At 70.1% G+C, this 21,292-nt stretch carries 20 protein-coding genes and 1 tRNA gene; 6 read left to right on the forward strand and 15 right to left on the reverse strand.

Annotation, left to right across the window (positions count from 1 at the left end):
- Nucleotides 1-72 precede the first annotated feature (72 nt).
- Nucleotides 73-936 carry a DICT sensory domain-containing protein gene (locus tag K1X13_RS07225; protein ID WP_221024260.1) on the reverse strand — a complete coding sequence of 288 codons (864 nt, stop codon included), beginning with the start codon at nucleotides 934-936 and terminating at the stop codon, nucleotides 73-75.
- 103 nt (nucleotides 937-1,039) lie between these two features.
- On the opposite strand from K1X13_RS07225, the gene K1X13_RS07230 reads away from it, so the two are divergent.
- Both K1X13_RS07230 and K1X13_RS07235 read left to right on the forward strand, forming a co-directional pair.
- The gene (locus K1X13_RS07230; protein WP_221024261.1) at nucleotides 1,040-1,279 is read left to right on the forward strand and encodes a hypothetical protein; all 240 of its coding nucleotides are present in this window, start codon (nucleotides 1,040-1,042) and stop codon (nucleotides 1,277-1,279) included.
- Between the two features lie 3 nt (nucleotides 1,280-1,282).
- Nucleotides 1,283-2,188 carry an FHA domain-containing protein gene (locus K1X13_RS07235; protein WP_221024262.1) on the forward strand — a complete coding sequence of 302 codons (906 nt, stop codon included), beginning with the start codon at nucleotides 1,283-1,285 and terminating at the stop codon, nucleotides 2,186-2,188.
- Nucleotides 2,189-2,365: 177 nt separating this feature from the next.
- Here K1X13_RS07235 and K1X13_RS07240 read toward each other — a convergent pair whose 3' ends face one another.
- Entirely contained in the window at nucleotides 2,366-2,857 is a 492-nt protein-coding gene (locus K1X13_RS07240; RefSeq protein WP_221024263.1) for a YajQ family cyclic di-GMP-binding protein, read from the reverse strand.
- A gap of 99 nt (nucleotides 2,858-2,956) precedes the next feature.
- Between K1X13_RS07240 and K1X13_RS07245 the strand changes: the two genes are divergently transcribed.
- Nucleotides 2,957-3,039: transfer RNA gene (locus K1X13_RS07245), tRNA-Tyr, on the forward strand.
- Nucleotides 3,040-3,395: 356 nt separating this feature from the next.
- On the opposite strand, the gene K1X13_RS07250 is transcribed toward K1X13_RS07245, so the two are convergent.
- From K1X13_RS07250 to K1X13_RS07265, 4 genes are all read right to left on the reverse strand, one after another.
- The gene (locus K1X13_RS07250; RefSeq protein WP_221024264.1) at nucleotides 3,396-3,695 is read right to left on the reverse strand and encodes an antibiotic biosynthesis monooxygenase family protein; all 300 of its coding nucleotides are present in this window, start codon (nucleotides 3,693-3,695) and stop codon (nucleotides 3,396-3,398) included.
- Between the two features lie 121 nt (nucleotides 3,696-3,816).
- Entirely contained in the window at nucleotides 3,817-4,254 is a 438-nt protein-coding gene (locus K1X13_RS07255; RefSeq protein WP_221024265.1) for a VOC family protein, read from the reverse strand.
- A 359-nt stretch (nucleotides 4,255-4,613) separates the two neighbouring features.
- Nucleotides 4,614-5,225, reverse strand: a complete 612-nt coding sequence (locus tag K1X13_RS07260; protein ID WP_225914543.1) for a GNAT family N-acetyltransferase — start codon at nucleotides 5,223-5,225, stop codon at nucleotides 4,614-4,616.
- 246 nt (nucleotides 5,226-5,471) lie between these two features.
- Entirely contained in the window at nucleotides 5,472-6,272 is an 801-nt protein-coding gene (locus tag K1X13_RS07265; protein ID WP_221024266.1) for an alpha/beta fold hydrolase, read from the reverse strand.
- 273 nt (nucleotides 6,273-6,545) lie between these two features.
- On the opposite strand from K1X13_RS07265, the gene K1X13_RS07270 reads away from it, so the two are divergent.
- A complete protein-coding gene (locus K1X13_RS07270; protein ID WP_221024267.1) occupies nucleotides 6,546-7,661 on the forward strand; it encodes a DNA glycosylase AlkZ-like family protein in 1,116 nt (371 codons plus the stop codon).
- 514 nt (nucleotides 7,662-8,175) lie between these two features.
- Nucleotides 8,176-8,589: a hypothetical protein gene (locus tag K1X13_RS07275; protein WP_225914545.1), complete on the forward strand. Its 414-nt coding sequence runs from the start codon at nucleotides 8,176-8,178 to the stop codon at nucleotides 8,587-8,589.
- Here the strand turns inward: K1X13_RS07275 and K1X13_RS07280 are convergent.
- The 6 genes from K1X13_RS07280 to K1X13_RS07305 all read right to left on the reverse strand — a co-directional run bounded on the left by K1X13_RS07280 (nucleotide 8,534) and on the right by K1X13_RS07305 (nucleotide 13,478).
- Entirely contained in the window at nucleotides 8,534-8,977 is a 444-nt protein-coding gene (locus K1X13_RS07280; RefSeq protein WP_221024269.1) for a VOC family protein, read from the reverse strand. The two genes, K1X13_RS07275 and K1X13_RS07280, sit on opposite strands and share 56 nt — an antisense overlap.
- A gap of 64 nt (nucleotides 8,978-9,041) precedes the next feature.
- Nucleotides 9,042-9,833: an SRPBCC family protein gene (locus K1X13_RS07285; RefSeq protein ID WP_221024270.1), complete on the reverse strand. Its 792-nt coding sequence runs from the start codon at nucleotides 9,831-9,833 to the stop codon at nucleotides 9,042-9,044.
- Nucleotides 9,830-10,408, reverse strand: a complete 579-nt coding sequence (locus K1X13_RS07290; protein ID WP_221024271.1) for an ArsR/SmtB family transcription factor — start codon at nucleotides 10,406-10,408, stop codon at nucleotides 9,830-9,832. Before K1X13_RS07290 ends, K1X13_RS07285 begins: the two co-directional genes overlap by 4 nt.
- A 70-nt stretch (nucleotides 10,409-10,478) precedes the next feature.
- On the reverse strand, nucleotides 10,479-11,438 hold the full coding sequence (locus K1X13_RS07295; protein WP_221024272.1) for a prenyltransferase/squalene oxidase repeat-containing protein: 960 nt from the start codon (nucleotides 11,436-11,438) through the stop codon (nucleotides 10,479-10,481).
- A 139-nt stretch (nucleotides 11,439-11,577) separates the two neighbouring features.
- Nucleotides 11,578-11,814, reverse strand: coding sequence for a DUF3099 domain-containing protein (locus tag K1X13_RS07300; RefSeq protein ID WP_221024273.1), 237 nt, complete (start codon nucleotides 11,812-11,814; stop codon nucleotides 11,578-11,580).
- Between the two features lie 299 nt (nucleotides 11,815-12,113).
- Nucleotides 12,114-13,478, reverse strand: a complete 1,365-nt coding sequence (locus K1X13_RS07305; RefSeq protein WP_221024274.1) for a UDP-glucose dehydrogenase family protein — start codon at nucleotides 13,476-13,478, stop codon at nucleotides 12,114-12,116.
- Nucleotides 13,479-13,803: 325 nt separating this feature from the next.
- On the opposite strand from K1X13_RS07305, the gene K1X13_RS07310 reads away from it, so the two are divergent.
- Nucleotides 13,804-14,766, forward strand: coding sequence for a UDP-glucuronic acid decarboxylase family protein (locus K1X13_RS07310; RefSeq protein WP_221024275.1), 963 nt, complete (start codon nucleotides 13,804-13,806; stop codon nucleotides 14,764-14,766).
- Between the two features lie 76 nt (nucleotides 14,767-14,842).
- Here the strand turns inward: K1X13_RS07310 and K1X13_RS07315 are convergent, their stop codons facing one another.
- The 3 genes from K1X13_RS07315 to K1X13_RS07325 are packed head-to-tail and all read right to left on the reverse strand — an operon-like array spanning nucleotide 14,843 to nucleotide 21,197.
- The gene (locus K1X13_RS07315) at nucleotides 14,843-15,802 is read right to left on the reverse strand and encodes a phosphotransferase family protein (RefSeq protein WP_221024276.1); all 960 of its coding nucleotides are present in this window, start codon (nucleotides 15,800-15,802) and stop codon (nucleotides 14,843-14,845) included.
- A complete protein-coding gene (locus tag K1X13_RS07320; protein ID WP_221024277.1) occupies nucleotides 15,802-18,555 on the reverse strand; it encodes an ABC transporter transmembrane domain-containing protein in 2,754 nt (917 codons plus the stop codon). The genes K1X13_RS07315 and K1X13_RS07320 overlap by 1 nt, the downstream gene beginning before the upstream one ends.
- Nucleotides 18,552-21,197: a glycosyltransferase gene (locus K1X13_RS07325; protein ID WP_308249444.1), complete on the reverse strand. Its 2,646-nt coding sequence runs from the start codon at nucleotides 21,195-21,197 to the stop codon at nucleotides 18,552-18,554. The genes K1X13_RS07320 and K1X13_RS07325 overlap by 4 nt, the downstream gene beginning before the upstream one ends.
- Between the last annotated feature and the right edge of the window lie 95 nt (nucleotides 21,198-21,292).

The following is a 21,292-nucleotide window of genomic DNA, read 5'->3' on the forward strand; positions in this document are numbered from 1 at the left end:
GGCGTTGAGAGGTCACTCGTTCGGCGTTGAGGCGTCAGTCCGTCGGCGTCGAGAGGTCACTCGGTCGGAGCATCAGGGCCGCGCACGGTCGACGTAGGTCAGCATCCGGTCGAACATCGAGGTCGCCTCGCGCAGGTCGGCCGAGACCTCCCGCGGTGCCCACTCCGGGGGCGCGGGCAGCTCGTCGGCCCGCTCGGGAGCGAGCTCGCGGGCCAGGGTGAGGGCGATCCGCGCGGCCTCCCGTACGACGGTGGGGTCGAGGCTCCACACGGCCTCGAAGCGGCGGTCGGCGTCGCGGACGGCCTGCTGGCCGGGGACCTCCCACGCCGACAGGAACGCCGGGAAGTCCGGAGCGTCGCAGACCAGGAACCACTCGCGGCGCATGGCCGCCCGGTCGGGCAGGTGGACCCGCAGCGGCGTGCCGGCGCCCGACTCGTGCGGGGCCGTGAGGGCGGCGAAGACGACGGCGGCGTGCGCCGTACGGGACAGCTCGCGCCAGCGGGCCTCGGCCTGCCGGAGGAAGCGCTCGTCCTGGAAGCCGGCGACCAGCAGCGGCTCGCGGGAACGTGCGCAGCACTCGTCCTCCATCGCGTGGGTGAGGGCGAGCAGCGTGGACTTGCGCAGGGTCCGGGTGACCAGGGCGGGGTGGCGGCGGCGGACGCCGGCGAACACCGAGTGGTCGGTGGCCGCGGACTCCCGGGTCGTCGCCGCGATGGCGGCCTCGAGGGTGAGGCCGCGGGCGCGGTGCTCGAGGACCTGGCGCACCTGGCTGACGTGGTGCTCGGTGTAGCGGCGGTGCCCGCCGGGACGCCGTACCGGCTCGGGGAAGCCGTGCCGCGTCTCCCAGGTGCGCAGTGTCGCCGCCGACAGCCCGGTGCGCTCCGCGAGGTCGCTGATCGAGAAAGCCGCCGCGGGGTCTTGCGGAATCTTCTGCACCGTGTCCATGCTAGAAGCATAAATCTAAACAGGCTGTTTAAGAAAGAGCCTGTTTTCCGTGGCGGCGGCCGGTCCGGCCCCCGCACCAGCAGGAGGTAGTGAGATGACCGAGAACCGTGTGCTCCAGCCGGACGTCGTGGACTGGACCGACCTGGGGCGTCAGATGTGGACGTTCCTCACCGGCCGCGACGCCGCGGTCAACTACAGCTTCGTCGACATGACCGTCGAGGTGCCGCGCGACACCGGGGTCGACGCCCCGCGGGCGACCTGGAAGATCGACGGGACGCTGCGGATCACGACCAGTGACAACGAGACCGCCCGGCTGCGCGAGCGGGGGAACTGAGCGATGGCCGGGCGGCTCCTGGTCGACGCCGACATCCGGATCTCCCTGATCCCGGGCAGGTCCGGCGAGCCCGCCGTGGAGGCGCGGCTGCGCGGGTCGGGAACCCGGCTGGAGCTCGCCGTGGACAACCCGCAGGCGCTGGCGGACCTGCGCGGGCGCCGCATGGTGGCGGGTATCGCGGACCAGCTCGCGCACGACGGGCTCACCGTGCGGGTGGTCGCGGACGGCGCCGAGCTGATGGTGCTCGGGGTGCCGCGCACGTCGTGGCTGCAGCGGCGGGTCACCGGCTCCCGGCACGTGAAGGTGCATCGACGCGGAGCCTTCGCTGCCCTGGCGCTGCGTCGCCCCGCCGGAGGCGCGAGCCCGGTGCTGCCCAGCGGTGACCTCGGGCCGCCGCCCACGCCGCTGCCGCTGGCGCCGACGTTCCTGCGCCGGCGTCGCGGACCGGTGACCACCACCCACGACCCCGAGGGCGGGGGCGATCCGCGCCTCGTCGCGCCGCCCGGGCACTGGCCGTGGGACGTGCCGGCCGTCTTCCACCTCCGGCACGGCGTGACCACGATCGGCAGCGACCCGGCCAACGACATCGTGCTCGAGGGGCTCGACCCCTACCACGCGGAGATCCGCCGGAACGCCGACGACGAGTACGTCGTGGTCCACCTCGGCCGGTCCGGTCTCAGCCGCCTCAACGGCGAGCCGGTCCGCGAGCGCATCCTGCGCACCGGGGCCCGGCTCGAGGTCGGCGAGTGGACGATGGTCTACGCCCGTGAGGAGTACGCCGACCACGGACGCCCGTACGGCGGCCGGGTGGGCGGCGAGGTCGGCCACCAGAAGGCTCAGCCCCCGTTGCGCGCGGTCCCGAACGTCGCGAGCTTCGACCGGAGTCCCCGTCCCGACAACGACCGGTGAGGAGCCTGTTGAGAGGTCAGTCGTGCGGTGTCGAGAGGTCAGTCGTGCGGGCACGAGGGGTCAGTAGTTCCGCGGCCGCCGTACGACAGACGCCTCAACGCCTCACGACTGACGCCTGAACGCCGAAGGAGTGACGCCTCAACGACGGGGGCGAGGGGGTCGGGGGTCGAGGGACGGTCAGCGGTAGTTGTTGAACTGCACCGCGAAGTCGTAGTCCTGCTCCTTGACCAGGGCGATCACGGACTGCAGGTCGTCGCGCTTCTTGCTCGAGACGCGCAGCTCGTCGCCCTGCACCTGGACCTTGACGCCCTTGGGGCCCTCGTCGCGGATCAGCTTGCCGATCTTCTTGGCGTGCTCCTGGCTGATCCCCTCCTTGAGCGCGACGGTGATCTTGGTGTCGCGGCCGGACTGGCGCGGGTCGCCGGCGTCGAGGATCTTCAGCGACTGGTTGCGCTTGATCAGCTTGTCCTTGAACACGTCGAGCACGGCGAGCGCGCGGTCCTCGGCGTTCGCGGTGATCTCGACCGCCTGGTCGCCGGACCACTCGATGGTGGCGCCGGTGTTCTTGAAGTCGAAGCGCTGGGTCAGCTCACGCTGGGCCTGGTTCAGGGCGTTGTCGATCTCCTGGTGGTCGAGCTTGCTCACGATGTCGAACGACGAGTCGGCCATGACGGCGGTTCCTCCAGGAGCTCAGGGGCGATTTAGTCCTCGGGTGGTGCTGCTGTATTCTTTCGTGTCGCTGAGCCACAGGCCAACTGGGGTCAGCATGGCAGGTTGCCCGAGCGGCCAATGGGAGCGGACTGTAAATCCGTCGGTGTATACCTACGCAGGTTCGAATCCTGCACCTGCCACACACACGAAGGGTCCTGACCAGCGCAGACGCGGGTCGGGGCCCTTCGTCGTTGTCCGGCCGCGTCCGACCAGAACCGGCTGTTTGCGGCTGTCCGTGGAGAATGCGTTGGGAAGTTCGGAGACACCCCCGCGGACCTGCCTGGAGTGTGGGCCAGAAGGAGGCTGCAAATCGGGCGGTCGTCATCGGCAGCGGCCGGAGCTGGATCGCGTGGCACAGGCGCGGCTTCCTCGCGCTTGTCGCCAACGCGGCTGACAGACGAAGCGTTCCGAGTTTGGCCGTAGAAGTCGCGTCCAGACGCAGCGGAAAGACGCACTACGCGCAGTGACTCAGATCGTGCGTTGACCGGCTGGGCGGTCAGTTGGGAATGCCTGCTCTCGCATCGAGCTGTTGGCGCTTGAAGCCCGCGATGTCAAGGATTGGCGTCGCTCGCGCGATCTGGTCTCGGACCCGCTGCAGCTGCAATGAGGCGCGGTGGGCATCTTCGGACTCCCACACCTCGGTGACCCAGACGCCGTCCGCGTCGGTCTCGTCGATCGCAACCAGATACAGCCGACATCCGGGCATCCGCGCGTCGTGCTCACCCTCTGCCAGCAGGGCCAGCAGTTCGTCGCGCTTCCCCGGCCTGGCGGCCAGGCGACCATGCAGCATGAACATGCCCGGATGCTAACGGCGTTCCATCTGGCAACTGTGACGGCACTCGGTCCCTTGGCTAATTCGCATCAGGTGCGGATGGGGCACGTGCCCTGCCGGGCGCCCGATGAGGATCGACCCGGGGTCAGCTCGTCTTCAGCTCCTCGGCAAGCATGACGATGATGCCGCTGGGGCCGCGGACGTAGGTGAGCTTGTACATGTCCCCATAGGTCGCCACGCCGCGCAGTGGGTGGCAGCCGTGCCTCGCGGCGCTCTCGAGGGCCTCGTCGATGTCGTCGACCGAGAAAGCCACGCGGTGCATGCCGATCTCGTTAGGGCGGGTGGGCTCCGTCTCGATCGCGTCGGGGTGGATGTACTCGAAGAGCTCGAGACGACCGTTGCCGTCTGGCGTCTGGAGCATGGCGATGTGGGCGTGGTTGCCGTCGAGGCCGACGGCTGTGTCGGTCCACTCTCCACTGACAGTGTCACGGCCGAGGACGGTAAGCCCGAGGTCGGTGAAGAAGGCGATCGTCGCTTCGAGGTCGCGGACGGCGATCCCGACGTTCTCGAGCTTGATGGGCATGCGTTGCACGTTACCGAGTGAAGCGCGATTCGCTCGAAGTCAGCTGGCTGCCGGTTTCGGGTCGGCCGTGGCCAGGGACCCATTTCGTAGACTCCAGCCTTCGGTTCTCGGTCTACCTCTGGTGTGAGGGCTCGGAACCTGACCGGTCCTCCGGACGCCGCGTCTGGGTTACCGGGTCGAGCTCCCTGCTGCTGTGCCGTGAAACGGAACCTTGCCCGAGAGCGCGTCGCGCGCGACCAGCGGCTTGCGAGACAGATGCTGGATGAGTCCGCCGGCGGCGGAGTTACGCAGCCGCTCACGCGGCGAAAAGACGCAACTTCTGGTGGAGCGGGCGACTCGCACCCGCGCGACTAACGCGGTCAGGCGGACGCGATCGTGCGAGTCATGACGCAGTTCTTCTGCCCCTTGGGCCGCTCGTAGGTGAAGCCGGCTTCCTCGTACATCTTGCGGGTGCCGTTGTAGAGGAAGGAGGACGACATCTTCTTGCCCTCCGGCTGCTTCGACATGTCGTGCGGGTAGCCCTCGACCACCCCGCCACCGGCCTTGGCGACGAGGTCGAGAGCGCCGCGTAGGGCCAGCGCCGCGACCCCGTGCCGCCGGTAGCGACGGTCCACAAAGATGCACGTGATCCGGTAGTCCGGAGGGCGTCCCAGTCCCGCCTCGTACTCTTGACGGTGGTGGATGTTGGGCAGTTCCTCGGGCGGTCCGTACTGTGCCCAGGCCACCGCCTCGTCGCCATCGAAGACCAGCGCTGCGTGTGCACGCCCCTCCGCAACCATGCGGCACTTGAGGTCGCGGTTGCTCTCGTAGGTGCGGTCCTTATCGCGGGACAGCGTGTGGAACCAGGTGCACCAACACCCGCCGAACACGCCGTTGTGCCGTGCGACCAACTCGGCGAAAGCGGGCCAGGTGTCGGGCGCCAAGGGCCGGATCGTGAGGTCATCCACGTCCATCGAAGTCTCGGCGGGCATGCAGTCAGGTTAGGGCGAATTTCGGACGATCACCTGCCGGATTTGTTAACAGCACCGGCCGCAGTCAGGAGCCGAGGTCCAAGCGGCTCCACTCCGCATCACTGCAGTCCAACCATCGCGCCTGCGCACTATGGGTCCCCACGCGCCGGCAGGTGGCGGAAAGGCGCACTTCCCGTCTGCTCTGCAAGTTCCCTCAACGCGGCAGGTCCGGGCGATTGAAGCCTTGGGACGGTCGCCCGGTGCTCGCTACCCGGGATGAGGCGCGTGGGCTCGACAGAATTCGCGCACGGCGTCGTTCACTCGCTCGGGTCGCTCGAGATTGCTCAGGTGGCCTGCGTCCTCGATCACGACGAGTCTCGTGTCCGCTATCGCCTCCTCGAACTGGTGGGCGACGGTGAGCGGCGAGCGCGCATCCAACTGTCCCCAGATCAGCAGCGTGGGCACGGATACGTGACGCAGTAGGTCGCTCAGGTCGGCCTCGGCCATGATGGCCAGCTGGCGCCCGAGGGTGGCGGGTCGGACGTCGGCGGCGATGGCGGAAAGCAGCGGCACCAGCCTCGGTGGCGGATCGGTGGCGAAGAGTCCAGGGAGCGTGGGGTCGAAGTGCTCGTGCGGCGCGGCGAGCATCTGGCGCGCGCCGGCAACCCGCGCTTCGACCTCGTCTGCGGGCAGCGATCCCTTCCAGCCGGCGTAGGTGTCGATCATGATCAGGGTGGCGACGCAGGTCGGGTGGCGACGGTAGAGCTCGAGCACCACGGTGCCACCCCAGGACAGGCCGGCGATGTGCGCGGGCCCGAGCCCAAGCGCTTCGATGAGTGCTGCGAGCACGTCCGCAAAGCCTGTCAGCCCGAAGTCCTCCGGCAGGTCTGACGACCGGCCAGCCCCTGGTTCGTCCCATGCCACAACCGTGAACTCGTCGGCCAAACCGGCAAGCTGTGGTTGCCAGATGCGGCTGTCCTCAGCTGCACCGTGGACAAAGACCAGGGGCGGCCCGGCACCGACCCGCTGGTAGGCGATCTCGAGCCCGCCCGCCTCGACAAACTCCACCATCGAACGGTACTCCGCAGAGCCCCGATGCGTGGTTCCCCGCAGCGAGGCCATTGCGACATCAGGAGGCCCGTCGGAACGCCCGCCTCGGAGGCACGACCGCGCGATCACCAGCATGACAACCAGGTCCGCGAAAAGTCTGCATGGTCGGCAGGCGCCGGTATGACGCGAGGTCAGGGTTCAGGGCTGAGTCGCCGTCGTGGCTCAGGGTATGAAAGACCTGCCAACACTCAGAGGACGCCTATCGTCCGGAATCGGTGCGAGGCTGTGGGCATGACCACTTCGACCGACTTCTCGGTCACTTGGAGCCAGGCGCTGGCCTGGCGGTTGGAGCGACACCTGCTCGACCCGGTCGGGTCCGAGTCGGTGGCCGACGTCGTACGCCGGCTCGGTGCGGTGCTGTCGATGGATGAGTCCCTCGCCGAGCTCGCCGTGCGGACCCGTCGTACGAGGTCGCGGTCCGGCGAGCTTGCGAAGGCGCTGGCGGACGGGACAGTGATCAAGGCGTTCGCGTTCCGCGGGTCGATGCACTACCTCTCGCCCGAGGACGGCGGCATCTACCTCGCGCTCCGATCGGCCGGGCGGCAGTGGGAGTTGCCGAGCTGGGTGGAGTACTACCGGCTCAACGCATCTGACTGGCCCGACTTCCGGGCGGCCGTGCGCGAGGCGCTTAGCGATGGGCCGTTGACCATCTTCGAGCTCGGTGACGTGCTGACGAGACACCGCGCGTACCGGCACCTGAAACCGGTCTTCGACGAGGGCGCGGGCACGCTGGTCAAGCCGCTGACGTGGCAAGGGGACATGAGCTTCGGGCCACCCCGCGACGGGCAGCACACGTTCCAGCGCCTCGACCTCAACCCGAGGTGGACGGGCGTCCCCGACCTCGACGACGCGGGTCCTCGGGCCATCACGGCTTACCTCCGGATCTACGGACCGGCGACGTGCGACCACATCCACTACTGGCTCGGCAACGGCCTGAGTGCCGGCCGCAAACGGCTCAACGGCTGGCTGTCTGAGCTCCGCGACCAGCTGGTCGCGGTCGACGTCGAGGGCACCACGGCGTACGTCGTTGGCGAGGATGTCGACTCCATCGTCGCCGCGCGGCCCTCGAACGCGGTGCGGTTCCTTCCGGGGCACGACCAGTGGGTGATGGGACCCGGCACCAAGGACGTCCACGTCACCCCGCAGTCCCAACGGGTTCTCGTCACCCGCAAGGCCAACTTGGTGATCGTCGGCGGTGTCGTCTGCGGGACATGGGTGCGGAAGGGCGACGAGCTCATGGTCGTCTGGCGCGACGAGCGGCGGCGACCCGAGCGGGCCATCGAGCAGGAGGTCGAGCGACTGGCCGTCATCCTCGGCCGCGACCTGCACCTGAGACTGACCTCGTAGCTGCCATCGAAGTGTCACCGGCTCCTGGTCACTTGACTGCCCGAGAGTGTTTGCGGCGGTGCTCGTCTCCAGCAGCGCGCTAGCGATGCCCGTCTAGCAGAACCGGACGCCGGTCGCGGTGACCAGTGCGGGGAGACGAGACTGCCGGAGAGGGAAGTGCGGTTGGGGGGACTCTGTCCGGTAGGTGGCGGAGTGACGCACCCATTGGTAGTGCCTGTAATCACCTGCTGCGGGGACCTGACAGCCAAACGCGAAAGGACCATCACGGGCCCCGCCGTGCATCAGAATCTGTAGTTGTGGTTAAGGGAAAGCGACGAGTTCCAGCACCGTCCGTCGAACAGGGGTCAACCCATCCGGGATGAGGCGGTGGCTGCTCGGCGGCCACAGGGTTGACTCTGGAACCGATCGCTGCGTTGCTCGACCTGACCCTGAAGGGAAGCCTGCTGTGACGACGAAGAGTGACTTTAGTGAGGACGAGTGGTCCCGAATCGTGCGGGCACCGTTGGTGGCCGGGATGGCGATCACGCTCGCCGACCCCGGCGGCCCCATCGAGGCCACGAAGGAAACGGTCGCGACGCTCAAGAGCTCTACGAACCCTCCGAGCCGTGAGCAACTGCTAGCCGAGGTGGCCCTTGAGATTCAAGCCATGACGCAGCAGAAGCGGAGTCCGCTCAGCGGGTACCGACCCGCGGCGGACGGGCCTCCCGCGGGGGTGCAGGTGCTTGAGGAACTGCGCGCCGTGCAGACACTGGTCGCCGCCAAGGCGCAACCCGACGAAGCAGCAGCGTTCGGGCAGTGGCTGGTCGCCGCTGCGCGGGCCGCGGCCGATGCCGCTAAGGAAGGCGGTTTCATGGGGTTCGGCGCACAGCAGGTCAGCGACCGCGAGGAGGCCATGCTGAACCAGGTCCGCACGGCCGTTTCCGGGTGACCCTCCCGTAGGTGAGCTTGTACACGTCCCCATAGGTCGCCACGCCGCGCAGTGGGCGGCAGCCGTGCCTCGCGGCGATCTCGAGGGCTTCGTCGATGTCGTCGACCGAGAAAGCCACGCGGTGCATGCCGATCTCGTTAGGGCGGTGGGCTCGGTCTCGATCGCGTCGGGGTGGATGTACTCGAAGAGCTCGAGACGACCGTTGCCGTCTGGCGTCTGGAGCATGGGCGATGTTGGCGTGGTTGCCGTCGAGGCCGACGGCTGTGTCGGTCCACTCTCCACTGACCGTGTCACGGCCGAGGACGGTAAGCCCGAGGTCGGTGAAGAAGGCGATCGTCGCTTCGAGGTCGCGGACGGCGATCCCGACGTTCTCGAACTTGATGGGCATGCGTTGCCTCTTACCCAGCCAGCGCGATTCGCTCAGGTCAGCTGGCGGCTGGTTCTGCCGCGGGTCAGGCCGGGACTGAGATCCCCTGCAGCCAGGCCTGCCAGGCCGGCTCTTCGCGCCGCACGTAGTCCGCTGCGTCTGCGGAGAACAGGTACGCCCGTACGCCCGCCGTCGCCTTGCCGCCGCCCTCGTCCCACGCGAAGACGCTGAGCATCCCGGGCACCGGCGCGGTGAGCCGGACCAGCGTCTGCCGCTCGTCGACGCGCTCGACCGTGCCGGTGGCGCCGCGCACCTCGACCGTCGCGCCCTCGTCGCCCAGCCCGAGTGCGTCGTGCAGGGTCGACCAGAGCGCCTCCGCGTCGCCGGGGTGGGAGGCGGTGACCTCCAGGTGTGTGGCCTCCTGGCCGGGGAAGTGCGACAGGTAGAGGCGCAGGTTGTCGAAGAACGGCATCCAGCCGGGGCCCATGGTGTCCCAGAACTCCGACTCCCAGGCGGCGCCGGTCCCGAAGCCGCTGCTGGTGACGCGCACGACGCAGGTGCCACCGGACTGTGCCTCGACGAGGAACTCCGACGTCAGCGGGCTGAGCGCATCCGGGTCCTTGCCCATGAGGGCGGCCCAGTCCTCCTCGTAGACGAGGCGGCGCGGCGGCTCCCATGCGGTGACCCGGCCGTCCGAGCCCATCTCGGGGCCCATGGTGAAGTGCAGGGAGCCGCCCTCGCGCTCCTCCATGTCGGTCGGCGCGAACCAGGCGCTCATGCCCTTGGCGGTGGCGATGGCTTGCCAGACCTGCTCCGGGGTGCCCGGGACCTCGACGCTGAACTCCAGGCGGTACGGGACGTTCGGGGTCGTGCTCATGTGCTCTCCTCAGGAAGTGGGTGGGCGGCGACGAGGAGCCGGTGCGGGCGCCCGTCGTCGTGGTGGTAGCGAGCGGCCAGGTCGAGCACCGCGGCGGTCAGGTCGTCCGCGAAGGCGGCCCGGTCGGCGGCCGAGCGGAAGCCGATCTGCGTGTCGATGGTCAGCGTCGGCAGGCGCTTGCCGGACGCGCCGGCCCGGCGCGCCAGGGCGCCGACCTCGCGCACAAGCCGACCGGCCAGCGCGACGAGGTAGCCCGCCGACAAGTGGTCGGCGTTGGCGTCCGGGTCGGCCGCGGCCGCGCTGAGGGCCGCCGGCGACACGACGTACGACGCCGCCGACGCCTGCAGCACCCGCTCGGTGATGCCCCCGTGCCGGCGCTCTCCGGACAGCGCCACCAGGCCGTGCGCCTCGAGCGCCTTGAGGTGGTAGTTGACCTTCTGGCGCGTGATGCCGACTCTGGCGGCGAGCCCGGCGGCGGAGGCCGGGACGGCCAGCTCGCCGAGCAGCCGGGCCCGGACTGGATCCAGCGCGGCGGCGGCTGCCTCCGCGCTTTCGATGACCTCGACGTCCTGCATATCGCCACCATGCTCTTGACTAGAAAAGTTGTCAAGGGTGCTTGTGGCCACGGCGGTGATGAGGACGGCGTCACTGAGTGAGGTTCACCCGACCGGCCGCGGCGAGGACCCGCAAGGCATTCAGGGTCACCATCAGGTTGGGTTCGCCGGCGCCACCCCAGTCGACTACCTCGGGAGGCTTCCTGCTGTCGCCCGTGCGCCACCACTGTGCCTGCGCGTTCCACCGTCCGTCCGGCCTGCGCTTCTTCTCGAGCAGGTCCAAGGCATCGGCTGCCCGCGGGTCGCCGCACCGGCCCCCGCGCGCGATGACGATCAGGGCGGAGAGCACGTCGTAGTGCCAGTACGACGGGTAGGGCATCGCCAGCCAACGGGCATTGATCGGCTTGTCCGTGCCGCCCCGCCGAAACACCCGATGCTGGAGGAACAGCTCAACGGCCAGCTCTGCGGCCTCGCGGGCACCGGCGTGACCGGTGGTCGTGGCGTACTCCTGCAGGCCCCAGGCTGTGCGCAGCGACTCGTGGAACGACGACCGGTGCCCGTCGGCCTGGTTGTCGCAGTTCCATCCGCCGTCTGGCCACTGCCAGGAGATGATGGCCTCGGCAAGTCGTCGGGTGCGTTCGTCTCCTGCGAGTCCGAGCCGCGTACACGCGCCGAGCGCGTTGCCATGGACGCTGGCGTGCGAACGCGGCAGCCCGTTGACCACCCGTGGCGGGTTCCTCAGACCGTTGACGACCCAGGCGAGGACATGTTCAGCGGCGGCTGCGACGCGCGGGTCGCTGACCGGCGCCGCGAGCTCGGCCAACGAGACCAACCGCCAATGCGCGCCGGTCCACTTGCGGTACGGATCGCCTCCGAACCCGCCGTCCTCCTGCTGCCCGGCAAGCAACGCCGACTGCCACGGCCCGGCCGTGGGGGCTGCTAGGCCAGAAAGCGAGTCTTCTCCCAGCAGATCGCGACGGGCCAGGTATCGCACCGACGGCTCCTCCGCCGTGAGCAGCCACGCCAACGCGTCCGCAGTCTCGGTGTCCACGGCGGCAGACTGTCAGATCACTCGACCGGTGGGGCCCACTGCTGACGAGTCCGCGGCGACCCCCCATCCGAAACGGTGCTCATCGCGAAAGCGTCGGAAAGGGGCACCTTGCAAGCGGCGCTCGAAGGTCGGGCGTTCGTTAGTGGTCCTCGCCCCAGTTGGCGATCAGTACGGCCACCGGCGGAAGCACCGCGGCGACGACAGACATGGCGACAGCCGCTGTCGTGGACCACAGCCGGACCACGTTCCACGCCAGCACAATCAGTGCCAGACAGGTGCCCATCAGGGCGAAGTACCAGCGTTGGCGGCGACGCAGGCGCGCGCCCTGCGCCTCGGCGACGTCGCTGACGGAAAGGCGCCGGCGGTCTCGTCTCATCACTCCTACCTTGCCACTCTGCCATGCCCGCCTCCACCAGAACTGGGAGCGGATGGCACTTCGACAGGAGCACGGGCGCCGGCATGGTGAAGCGGTGGGTGACGGCGCGGCGTGGGGAAACCGTGCGGAAATGGGACGGGGGAGCGGTGAACCCACAGGTCAACGAGTGGGCATCGGCGTTCGGTAGATCCGTCGGTGTATACCGACGCAGGTTCGAATCCTGCACCCTGCCACACACACGAAGGGCCCTGACCAGCGCAAGACGCGGGTCGGGGCCTTCGTCCTCGCCGGTGGCGGCGTCAGGGTGCAGGCGCGAGTACGTCTGGTCCGACGCGGTGGCCGTTGTTCCGGGCGCCCAGGGAGCGGAAGGACCAGCCGGCCCTCCGCCAGCGCTCGGCATCGAGCGTGTTGCGGGCGTCCAGGATCCGGGGCTCCGCCACGAGGGCGTGCAGCCGGTGCGGGTCCAAGGACGCGAACTCCGTCCACTCGGTGAGGTGCAGCACCAGGTGTGCTCCGTCGACGGCGGCCTCGACGTCGTCGACGTAGGTGAGGGCAGGGACGACCCTGGCGGCCGTGACGTTCGCACGCGGGTCGTACACGGCCACGTCCGCACCCTGCAGGTGCAGCCGCGCCGCGACGTCGAGCGCCGGTGAGTCGCGTACGTCGTCGGTGTCGGGCTTGAACGCCGCACCCAGGACGGCGACCCGTCGGGCGAGCACGCTGCCCCGGCACTCCTCGAGTGCCAGGGCCACCGTCCGCTGACGCCGCCTGGTGTTGATCCTGTCCACGTGGTCGAGGAAGGCGAACGCCTCCTCCGCGCCGACGTCGGCAGCGCTCGCGGTCAGGGCGCGGAGGTCCTTGGGCAGGCAACCCCCTCCGAACCCCAGCCCGGGGGCGAGGTAGCGGTGGCCTATCCGCAGGTCGTAGCCGAGGGCCTTCGTGAGGGCCAGCACGTCCCCTCCGGCGGCCTCGCAGAGCTCGGCCAGTGCGTTGGCGAAGGAGAGCTTCGTCGCCAGGAACGCGTTGGCGGCCAGCTTCACCAGCTCGGAGGTCGCGGGATCGGTGACGACCACCGGTACGTCGGCGTCCAGGAGGCCCCGGTAGATGCCCCGGAGCGTCCTCTCCGCCGCGGTCGACGTCAGCCCGAAGACGAGCCGGTCGGGCGTCAGCGTGTCGTCGACCGCGTGCCCCTCACGCGTGAACTCCGGGCTCCACGCCACCTCCACCGCGACCCCGGGCGGAGCCAGCCGGTCACAGAGCTCGCCCAGCTGCGCGGCGGTGCCGACGGGCACCGTGGACTTTCCCACCACGAGCGTCGCCCGGGTCAGGCGGGGCACGAGGTCCGCGACGGCGGAGAAGACGTGACTCGTGTCCGCAGCGGCTCCGTCCGGTCGCTGCGGTGTCCCGACGCAGACGAAGTGCACGTCGGCGTGGTCGGCGAGCTCGGCGAGGTCGGTCGTGAACCGGAGCCGGCCGGAGGAGGTGTGCCGGTACAGGAGGTCGGCCAACCGCGGCTCGAAGAACGGGAGAACACCGGCGTCGAGCGCCTTCACCTTGGCGGCGTCGACGTCGGCTGCCACCACGTCGTGCCCGAGCTCGGCCAGACAGGCCGCCTGGGTCGCGCCGAGGTACCCCGCGCCGATGACTCCGAGGCGTGCGCCCATCCGAAGACCCCCTCCGTGCTCTGTGAAGAGCCGGCGACCACCCGGGAAGGGTTGGTCGGGTGAGCACGTCTGCCCGAGCACCGTGCAGTGTCACCTCGAGTATCGGACGGCGGGGTCCGTGCCCTCAACCCGCGCGCATGACCATCTGTCGAACGACCCGAGCGGTTCACCCGGACACCGCCGATCCGGGTGGCGACGGCACCTCGCTCCCGGCTGCGTGGGTGGGCTCACACGGTCGCGCGGGCGCGGCACCATGACGCGGATGGGCGGTGGTCCTGACACGACGGCTGCGCTGTACTTGGGGTAGCCACACTCTGGGGGGGGCATGACTGGGAAACGCATGGTGGTCACGGGAGGGGCGGGGTTCCTCGGGTCGCACCTTTGTGAGCGGCTGCTCGAGGACGGCCACGCGGTGCTCTGCGTCGACAACTTCCTGACCGGGGTGCCGGACAACGTCGGCCACCTCCTCGGCGACGACGGGTTCGTGCTCCGACGCGTGGACGTGAGTGAGCCGATCCACGTCGACGGTCCGGTCGATGCCGTGCTCCACCTGGCCTCGCCCGCCTCGCCCGTCGACTACCTCCGGCTGCCGATCCACACCCTGAGGGCGGGCTCTCTCGGAACGTTGAACGCCCTGGAGCTCGCCGCGGAGAAGCACGCCCGGTTCCTTCTGGCGTCCACTTCGGAGACGTACGGCGACCCGCAGGTGCACCCGCAGCCGGAGACCTACTGGGGCAACGTCAACCCCGTCGGGCCGAGGTCGGTCTACGACGAGGCCAAGCGCTTCGCCGAGGCGTCGACCGCGGCGTACCGCAGGAGCATGGGTGTGAACACGGGGATCGTCCGCATCTTCAACACCTACGGTCCGAGGATGCGGCCGCACGACGGGCGGGCGATCCCGACGTTCATCGACCAGGCACTCGCCGGCCGGCCGCTGACCGTGGCCGGCGACGGCTCGCAGACGAGGTCCGTGTGCTACGTCGACGACCTGATAGACGGGCTCGTGCGGATGCTCGACGCCGACCACCCGGGGCCCGTCAACATCGGCAACCCTCACGAGCTGACGGTCCTCGAGCTCGCGGAGACGGTCCTCGAGCTCACCGGGTCGCGATCCGAGATCTGCTACGTGCCCCGTCCCGTCGACGACCCCGTCCTCCGACGGCCCGACATCACGGTCGCGCGTACCGCCCTGGGCTGGGAGCCGGAAGTGGGGCTCACGGACGGGCTGCTGCGCACGATCGCGTGGTTCCGGGACTGCTCCGCGGTCCTCCAGGCGGCGGCACGGTAGCCACCGGGCCAAGCCGCAGACGAACTTGCCTGTCGGTCCACGAGTGGCGCCGACCCAAGATCCTGCAGAAGCGAGCCTAAGGAAGGAAGCCCAGCCGCGCGCCGATCGTGCGAAGCTCCTCGAAGCGCCACTGAATCGAGTCGCGAGGCGTTGACCGGACCGCGATCCAGCGGAAGTGGAGATAGAGGCGTGCCATGTCCAGTCTCGACTGGGAGTCGGAGGGTGGCCCGGCAGGCCAGCGCGCATGGGCATATGCGGCGCAACAGGCTTCCACGACGTCTGGCTGCCATCGCTCGACGAGGCTGGCGAGATCGATCTCGCCGGCCGCCAGGGCAGTCGACTCCCAGTCGATCGGTCGGATGTCTCCCTCGTGCACGAGCACGTTCCGGGGGTAGAACTCCCCGTGTATGGGAACAAGCTCTCCCTCCGTCAGGAGGTCGAGCGAGCGTTCGAACCCCTCCTTGATCGGCTCCAGCTGAGCGTCGTGAGGTCCGGCACGGGCAACGGAGTCCGCTGCGCGCTGCGACCAGCCGAGGTAGTAGTCGTGTCCATGCCGTCTGGCCAGCGAACGCGGCGGCTCCAGTCGCCGTTGTGTGACGAGCAGCTGGAACTCCGCGATCCACACCGCGGTCCGCAGCAGGGACAGCCGCCAGTCCCGGGTCTCGTTGACCCGGAGGGCGTCGTCCAGGTACTCGATGACAAGCAGGGCGTGGTTCCCCGTTCCGTCGGTCCACGCCCCGTAGAAGCGTGGTGTCGAAACGCCCGCTCGAGCGAGTAGCTGCCGGTAGACCTCCGCCTCGTAGGCGACGCCGAGTCGGTGCCCGTGGGAGCCGTCGCTCGCGCCGGACTCGTGCTTGCAGAAGAGGCGCACGACCTGCTTGTCGGCCAGCCGGCACGTCACGATCTCGGCCGGGAACGTAGCTACATACGCGTTGGGTCGCCGGTCGAGGACGAGTGCCTCGGCGTCACCGAGCGCGACGCGAAGGCGGTGATTGAGCGTCCTCAGGTCCGGCAGCTGGGCTGCGGTGCCCGTCATCAGACCTCCATGCCCAGGACACGCATCGACTCACCCAGGTGGCGACGGTAGTCGCCGATCCTGCGAACACCGCGATACGGCCATGCCGTGCACAACCCGCTGCATTCCCAGTCGATCGACGCCACCAGGCGGAAGATCCGCCCGACCGTGAAGGCGAGCCTGGCGTGCTCACCTGCGGATCTGCCGCCAGGAAGCTGATCGAGTATCCACGGGATCTCCTCCCAGCGGTTCTCGACCGCAAACTCCTCCAGGTCCGGGACCGGCACCCCCCACCCCGCGGTCTCCCAGTCGAAGGCGACGAACTGAGGCTCCCCGGAGAGTCTGCGAATCCGGGCGTTCTTGGGGACGAGATCGCCGTGGACGAGGCCCGGCCGGAGACCCTCGAGCGGGGCACCGGCGATGTCCCACTGGTGCTCCAACAGCAGGCAGCGCTCCACGGCAGCCGACAGCCGCGATCTTCCTTCCGGGTCGATCCTGGGGTTTCCCTGCGCCTTCGACATCGCCTCGATCACGCTGCCCAGACGGCTGCGGTAATGAGCAGGTCCGCGGTCGGGCAGCACCAGGTCGAGGCGCATCTCGGAGGTGGCCGAGTGGAGGGCTCCCAGCCAGCGTGCTGCGAGCCCACGGTGCTCGAAGGTCGCGGGGGTGTAGACATCTCCGTCCACGTCTTCCATGAACAGCCAGCACTGGTCCTCGTCGTGGGCGGGGACGACCCCGTAGAAAGCCGGGCCGCAGCCAGGAACCGCGGGGAGGACGTGCTCGTACACGACTGGCTCGACCGCAGCTGCGGAGAGGCGCTTGGCGATGACGTCGCGTCCGCCCGGACCACAGCCGTGGAGGCAGCAGACCTCGGGCTCGTCGTGGTGCCTCTTCAGCACCTCCACGCGCCTCGGCAGCGGTGACCTCGTCCCGAGACCCCTCCAGGCGTCGGCGACATCCGCGAAGAGATCCGGAGCGGCGGGCTCGCTGACGTCGCCGCTCTTGACGACGCGGGCACGTCCTGACGACACCCCGTCGGTCATGCGGGCAACCCGGCCTCCGGCGAGCTCGATCCGCTGGTCGCACCCCTCGAGCGTGCCCAGCCGGTGCGCGATCAGGAAGGTGGTGCGCCCCTCCATGAGCCGGTACATCGCCTCCATGATCGCCTTCTCGGTGCGGACGTCGACCGCGCTGGTCGGCTCGTCGAGGACGAGCACCGGGGCGTCCTTGAGGAAGGCCCGTGCCAAGGAGATGCGCTGGCGCTCACCGCCGGAGAGGCGCACGCCGCGCTCGCCGACGAGGGTGTCGAAACCGTCCGGCAGGGCCGCGATGAAGTCGTGGGCTCCGGCGGCGGCGGCAGCAGCGGTGATCTCCTCGAACGACGCCTCCGGCCGTGCGTAGGCGATGTTCTCGCCGATGCTCGTCGAGAACAGCAGCGGCTCCTGCAGGACGACGGCGAACTGCCTGCGCAGGTCGACGAGGCGATAGTCACGCAGGTCGACGTCGTCGAGGAGGATCCGCCCCTCGGTGGGGTCGTAGAAGCGGTTGAGCAGGCTCACCAGTGTGGTCTTGCCGGCCCCGGTGGCTCCGGACACGCCCACGCGCATGCCGGGCCGGACGTGCAGCGAGACGTTCTCCAGGACGGGACGCTGGGCGTCGTACCCGAAGGAGACGCCGTCGAGGACGAGGTCGCCGCGCGCGCGGACCAGCGCACGTGCCCCGGGGCGCTCCCGCACGTCGGGCTGCTCGTCGAGCACGGCGAAGGCACGCTCCGCGCTCGCGAGGTGGCCCTGCAGCGAGCCCGCCTTCTTGCTCATGGTCCGCAACGGTGAGTACAGCTGGGCGAGGTAGGACATGACGAGGACGAGCTCGCCGACGGTGATCACACCTGCCTGCACGTGCAGTGCGCCCACGAAGAGGACCACGGCACTGCCCACGGCGGTCGTGAGGCCGACCAGGAGCGCGTAGCGGCCCGACACCACGGCGTAGTGGACGCGCGCCCACATCCCCTCGTGGAACCTCCGGGTGAACCGCTGCTCCTCGTGCTCCTCCTGACCGAAGGCCTGCACCACCCGGGTCGCCGCGAGCGTCTCCTGGGCCATGGACATCGCCCCGCTCTCCAGGCGCTTGACGCGCCGCGACTGGGTGCGGAGCCGGGCACGGTAACGCCAGGACACGGCGAGGAGGACCGGGGAGACGGCGACCGCGACGAGCGCCAGCTGCCAGTCGATCACCGCGGTCACGTAGAGCATCGACACGAGGGTGAACGTCGCGGTCAGGAACGACGGGATCGAGTCCACGGCGATCTGCTGCACGGCGAGGGCGTCGTACTGGATCCGGTACGTGGAGTCGCTCGTCCCTCTCAGGTCGTGGTAGGAGACGGAGAGCCGCTGCAGATGGCGGAACAGGCGGGTACGGAAGTCGAGCAGCAGCCGCTCACCGGTGAGGGCGCGGACGACCGCGGTGCCGAGGCTCTGCAGCTGCGTGAGCAGCGCAACGGTCACGAACAGCAGGGAGGCGGCGAGGAGGAGCGCCGTGTCGGAGCCGGCCGGGAGGACCGGCTCGAGGACCGGCGGCACGGGCTGGGCGCCGAGCACGCTGTCGACCACGATCTTGAGGGGCACCGGGGCGAGCAGCGCGAGCGGCACGGCCAGCATGCTCAGCGCGTAGAGGCCCGCGATCCACAGCCGGTAGGGCCGCAGCTCCCGCCCCAGGCGTCGGAGGAGCTGACGCTCGCCGTACGACGTCCCGCCCTCGCGCCGCGCGCCGGTCATCGTCCCAGGCCTCCCGGTGCGGCGTCACCGGCGTCACCACCGGTGCCCTTGGGAGTCGTGGCCGGCACCCGGACCGCGGCGACGGCGACGGCGGTGGCCCGTCCGCACTCGACGGCGAGGCGCAGCGCCACCGCGGTGAGCAGGACCGCCAGGACGCCCGTGGCGACGACGGCCCCGCCGGCCGCGGTCACCGCCGCCAACCCGGCGAGCGCGACGCACAGGACGACGGCGGTCCCGGAGCAGCGCGGCCACGCCAGGTAGCGGGTCAGCTGGCGTCCGCCGCCGTGCTCCTCCACCGCGATCCGCAGGCGTGCCGCCCCGAGCAGGCCGCCGCCCACGTGCAGGTCCCACCGGTCGAAGTCACCACCCCGGTGGAACGCGGCGCCGGCGGAGCGGAGCGCATCCTCGACCCGGCGCACCCACGCGTCCGGCGGCTCCCCGTGCTCGCTCCAGACCTCGAGCGAACGCCGTCGCGGCAGCGTCGGGCTCCGGCCGCCACGAGCGCGCCAGGGGGTCAGGCCGTGCCTGACGCGTCCGTCCAGCCGGGCGACCGGCTGCGCGAGGTAGAGCCCGGCGACGAGGGCGCGCAGGCGCAGCGTCTCCCAGCGCGAACGGGGAGCGGTGGGGAACCGCGCCCGTGCGGCGCCGCGGACCGCCTGCGTCAGGAGCGGCGCCAGACACGCGGCGAGGACGGGCAGGGCCAGGAACAGCGGCGGCCAGGTGACCCCCAGCAGGGAGACCGCGGCGAGCGCGGCGATCCCCAGGTACCACTCGGGCATCAGGGGGAGCGAGGCGAGAGTCCCGTCCGCCGGACGGTAGAGCTGCTGGAAGGGGCTGCTGCCCCAGGTGCCGTAGTACACCCGCCAGCGACGCGGAGGCGGGAGGTTCACACCGCGCCCGTACAGCCGACCGCTCCAGGCCAGGTGACCGGGAGCGTTGTACCGCTCGGGCCACTTGCGCTCGAGCAGCGCCTCGGCCCGGCCGTAGCCGCGCTGCTGCCGCCAGTACATCCGCAGCGAGTTGCGCCGGTGGTGCCACACGACGGCGGCGGGGTTGAAGCCCAGCGTCCAGCCGCGCTCCTGCAGTCGCCAGCAGAGGTCGACGTCGTCGCCGGCGGTCCGGAACCGCGGGTCGAAACCGCCGACCGCCTCGAGGCACTCCCGGCGGAAGGCCATGTTGCAGCCGGGGATGTGCTCGGCCTCCCGGTCCGAAAGCAGCACGTGGACCGGACCGCCGGGCGCGTTCGCCACGCAGTCCGCGATCGCGCCGTCGCCCGCGGGCGGGAGGTTGGGGCCGCCGACGCCGGCGTGGTCGGTCGTGCGGAACGTGAGCGCGAGCAGGGTCAGCCAGTCCGGGTCCGGCCGGGCGTCGTCGTCGGTGTAGGCGACGACGTCACCGGTCGCCGCGGTGAGGCCGGTGTTCCGTGCGGCGCTCAGGCCGCGGTTCTCGGTGCTGATCACCCGGTACGGGTACGCGGCGGCGATCGCGGCCGTCCCGTCCGTGGACCCGTCGTCGACCACGATCACCTCGTAGTCCGGGTAGTCGAGCTTCAGCAGGCCGTCGAGGCAGTCGCGCACGGTCGCCTCGCCGTTGTAGGTGCACACCACCACCGACATCCGGGGCCAGTCGGCGCCGGGCGCGGGCGGCATCCGGGCGAACGCCGCGCTCACCGATGCCAGCGCGGGCTTCGGTCGCCGGTCGCGCGTCGTCAGGCCGAAGTCCCAGTCCTCGATGTCGTGACCGCCGCGGTGCCACTCGTCGGTCCAGCCGAAGACGAAGGCGCCGGCGCAGCCCGCATCCGCCGCGGTCTCGACCTGCCAGCGCAGCACGCGGGCCTGCTCGTCGAGGCCGTGACGGCGGCTGTCGAGCCCGATCTCGGCCATGACCAGGGGGGAGTCACCGGCGAGGTTCTGCAGCCGCGCGAGGTAGGCCTCCAACGGCTGCCGGTCCTCGAGGTAGACGTTGAACGTGGCCAGGTCGAGGAACGGCAGCTCCAGGTACTCCGTGGTGGGGAAGTTGACGTAGGTGACGAGGCCACCCGGGTCCTCCTCCTTCGTCGCCACGTAGAGCCGCTCCAGGAACCGCTCGACCGGGCGGCGGCCGTGCCAGCGCACGATCGAGGCGGGGATCTCGTTGCCGACCGTGTAGCAGAGGATCGCGGGATGGCCGGCGCACGTCCGGACCATGTCGCGCACCCGGTCCTCGATCGCGCGAGCGCGGGCCCGGTCGTCCAGGAAGGTCACGTGCTGCTCCCACGGCAGACCGACCATCACCCGCAGGCCGTGGGCGGCGGCGCTGTCGAGCACCCACCGGGGCGGGACGACGTAGGTCCGGACCGCGTTCATCCCGTGCGCGGCGATCGCGGCGAAGTCCGCCTCGACCACCTCCGGCAGGGGGAACTCGCAGCCCTCGTCGCGCGGCCTGAAGGTTCCGTAGGTCACGCCCCGGGCATAGAACTTGTCCTCCCCGTCGAAGAGGAACTTCCCCCGGACGGAGAGGCGCGGCAGGAGGTCGTCCCCTGACCGTGGTCGGGGAGGTGACGACCCGAACATCCCCATGACAGCGCGGCCCCCTCGTGCATCGGCGACACCGGCGTCGCTGCCGGACGACCCGACGCAACCCGCAGCCCCATGCCTCCCCATTGGATCGTCCGGGAGGGCCTCACCGGAATGGCTCAGGGGGAGCCTCGATGCCGGGCGGACGGATGGCCCGACCTGACCCCCGGCGACGCGCGAAC

The organism is Nocardioides jiangsuensis, assembly GCF_019679455.1.
GTDB lineage: Bacteria > Actinomycetota > Actinomycetes > Propionibacteriales > Nocardioidaceae > Nocardioides_C > Nocardioides_C jiangsuensis.

What these genes read in the sequence shown, in the direction of transcription:
- K1X13_RS07230 (WP_221024261.1), top strand. Translation starts at nt 1,040, where the DNA reads ATGACCGAGAACCGTGTGCTCCAGCCGGACGTCGTGGACTGGACCGAC.
- K1X13_RS07235 (WP_221024262.1), top strand. Translation starts at nt 1,283, where the DNA reads ATGGCCGGGCGGCTCCTGGTCGACGCCGACATCCGGATCTCCCTGATC.
- K1X13_RS07240 (WP_221024263.1), bottom strand. Translation starts at nt 2,857, where the DNA reads ATGGCCGACTCGTCGTTCGACATCGTGAGCAAGCTCGACCACCAGGAG.
- K1X13_RS07250 (WP_221024264.1), bottom strand. Translation starts at nt 3,695, where the DNA reads ATGTTCATGCTGCATGGTCGCCTGGCCGCCAGGCCGGGGAAGCGCGAC.
- K1X13_RS07255 (WP_221024265.1), bottom strand. Translation starts at nt 4,254, where the DNA reads ATGCCCATCAAGCTCGAGAACGTCGGGATCGCCGTCCGCGACCTCGAA.
- K1X13_RS07260 (WP_225914543.1), bottom strand. Translation starts at nt 5,225, where the DNA reads ATGCCCGCCGAGACTTCGATGGACGTGGATGACCTCACGATCCGGCCC.
- K1X13_RS07270 (WP_221024267.1), top strand. Translation starts at nt 6,546, where the DNA reads ATGACCACTTCGACCGACTTCTCGGTCACTTGGAGCCAGGCGCTGGCC.
- K1X13_RS07275 (WP_225914545.1), top strand. Translation starts at nt 8,176, where the DNA reads ATGGCGATCACGCTCGCCGACCCCGGCGGCCCCATCGAGGCCACGAAG.
- K1X13_RS07280 (WP_221024269.1), bottom strand. Translation starts at nt 8,977, where the DNA reads ATGCCCATCAAGTTCGAGAACGTCGGGATCGCCGTCCGCGACCTCGAA.
- K1X13_RS07285 (WP_221024270.1), bottom strand. Translation starts at nt 9,833, where the DNA reads ATGAGCACGACCCCGAACGTCCCGTACCGCCTGGAGTTCAGCGTCGAG.
- K1X13_RS07290 (WP_221024271.1), bottom strand. Translation starts at nt 10,408, where the DNA reads ATGCAGGACGTCGAGGTCATCGAAAGCGCGGAGGCAGCCGCCGCCGCG.
- K1X13_RS07300 (WP_221024273.1), bottom strand. Translation starts at nt 11,814, where the DNA reads ATGAGACGAGACCGCCGGCGCCTTTCCGTCAGCGACGTCGCCGAGGCG.
- K1X13_RS07305 (WP_221024274.1), bottom strand. Translation starts at nt 13,478, where the DNA reads ATGGGCGCACGCCTCGGAGTCATCGGCGCGGGGTACCTCGGCGCGACC.
- K1X13_RS07310 (WP_221024275.1), top strand. Translation starts at nt 13,804, where the DNA reads ATGACTGGGAAACGCATGGTGGTCACGGGAGGGGCGGGGTTCCTCGGG.
- K1X13_RS07315 (WP_221024276.1), bottom strand. Translation starts at nt 15,802, where the DNA reads ATGACGGGCACCGCAGCCCAGCTGCCGGACCTGAGGACGCTCAATCAC.
- K1X13_RS07320 (WP_221024277.1), bottom strand. Translation starts at nt 18,555, where the DNA reads ATGACCGGCGCGCGGCGCGAGGGCGGGACGTCGTACGGCGAGCGTCAG.
- K1X13_RS07325 (WP_308249444.1), bottom strand. Translation starts at nt 21,197, where the DNA reads ATGGGGAGGCATGGGGCTGCGGGTTGCGTCGGGTCGTCCGGCAGCGAC.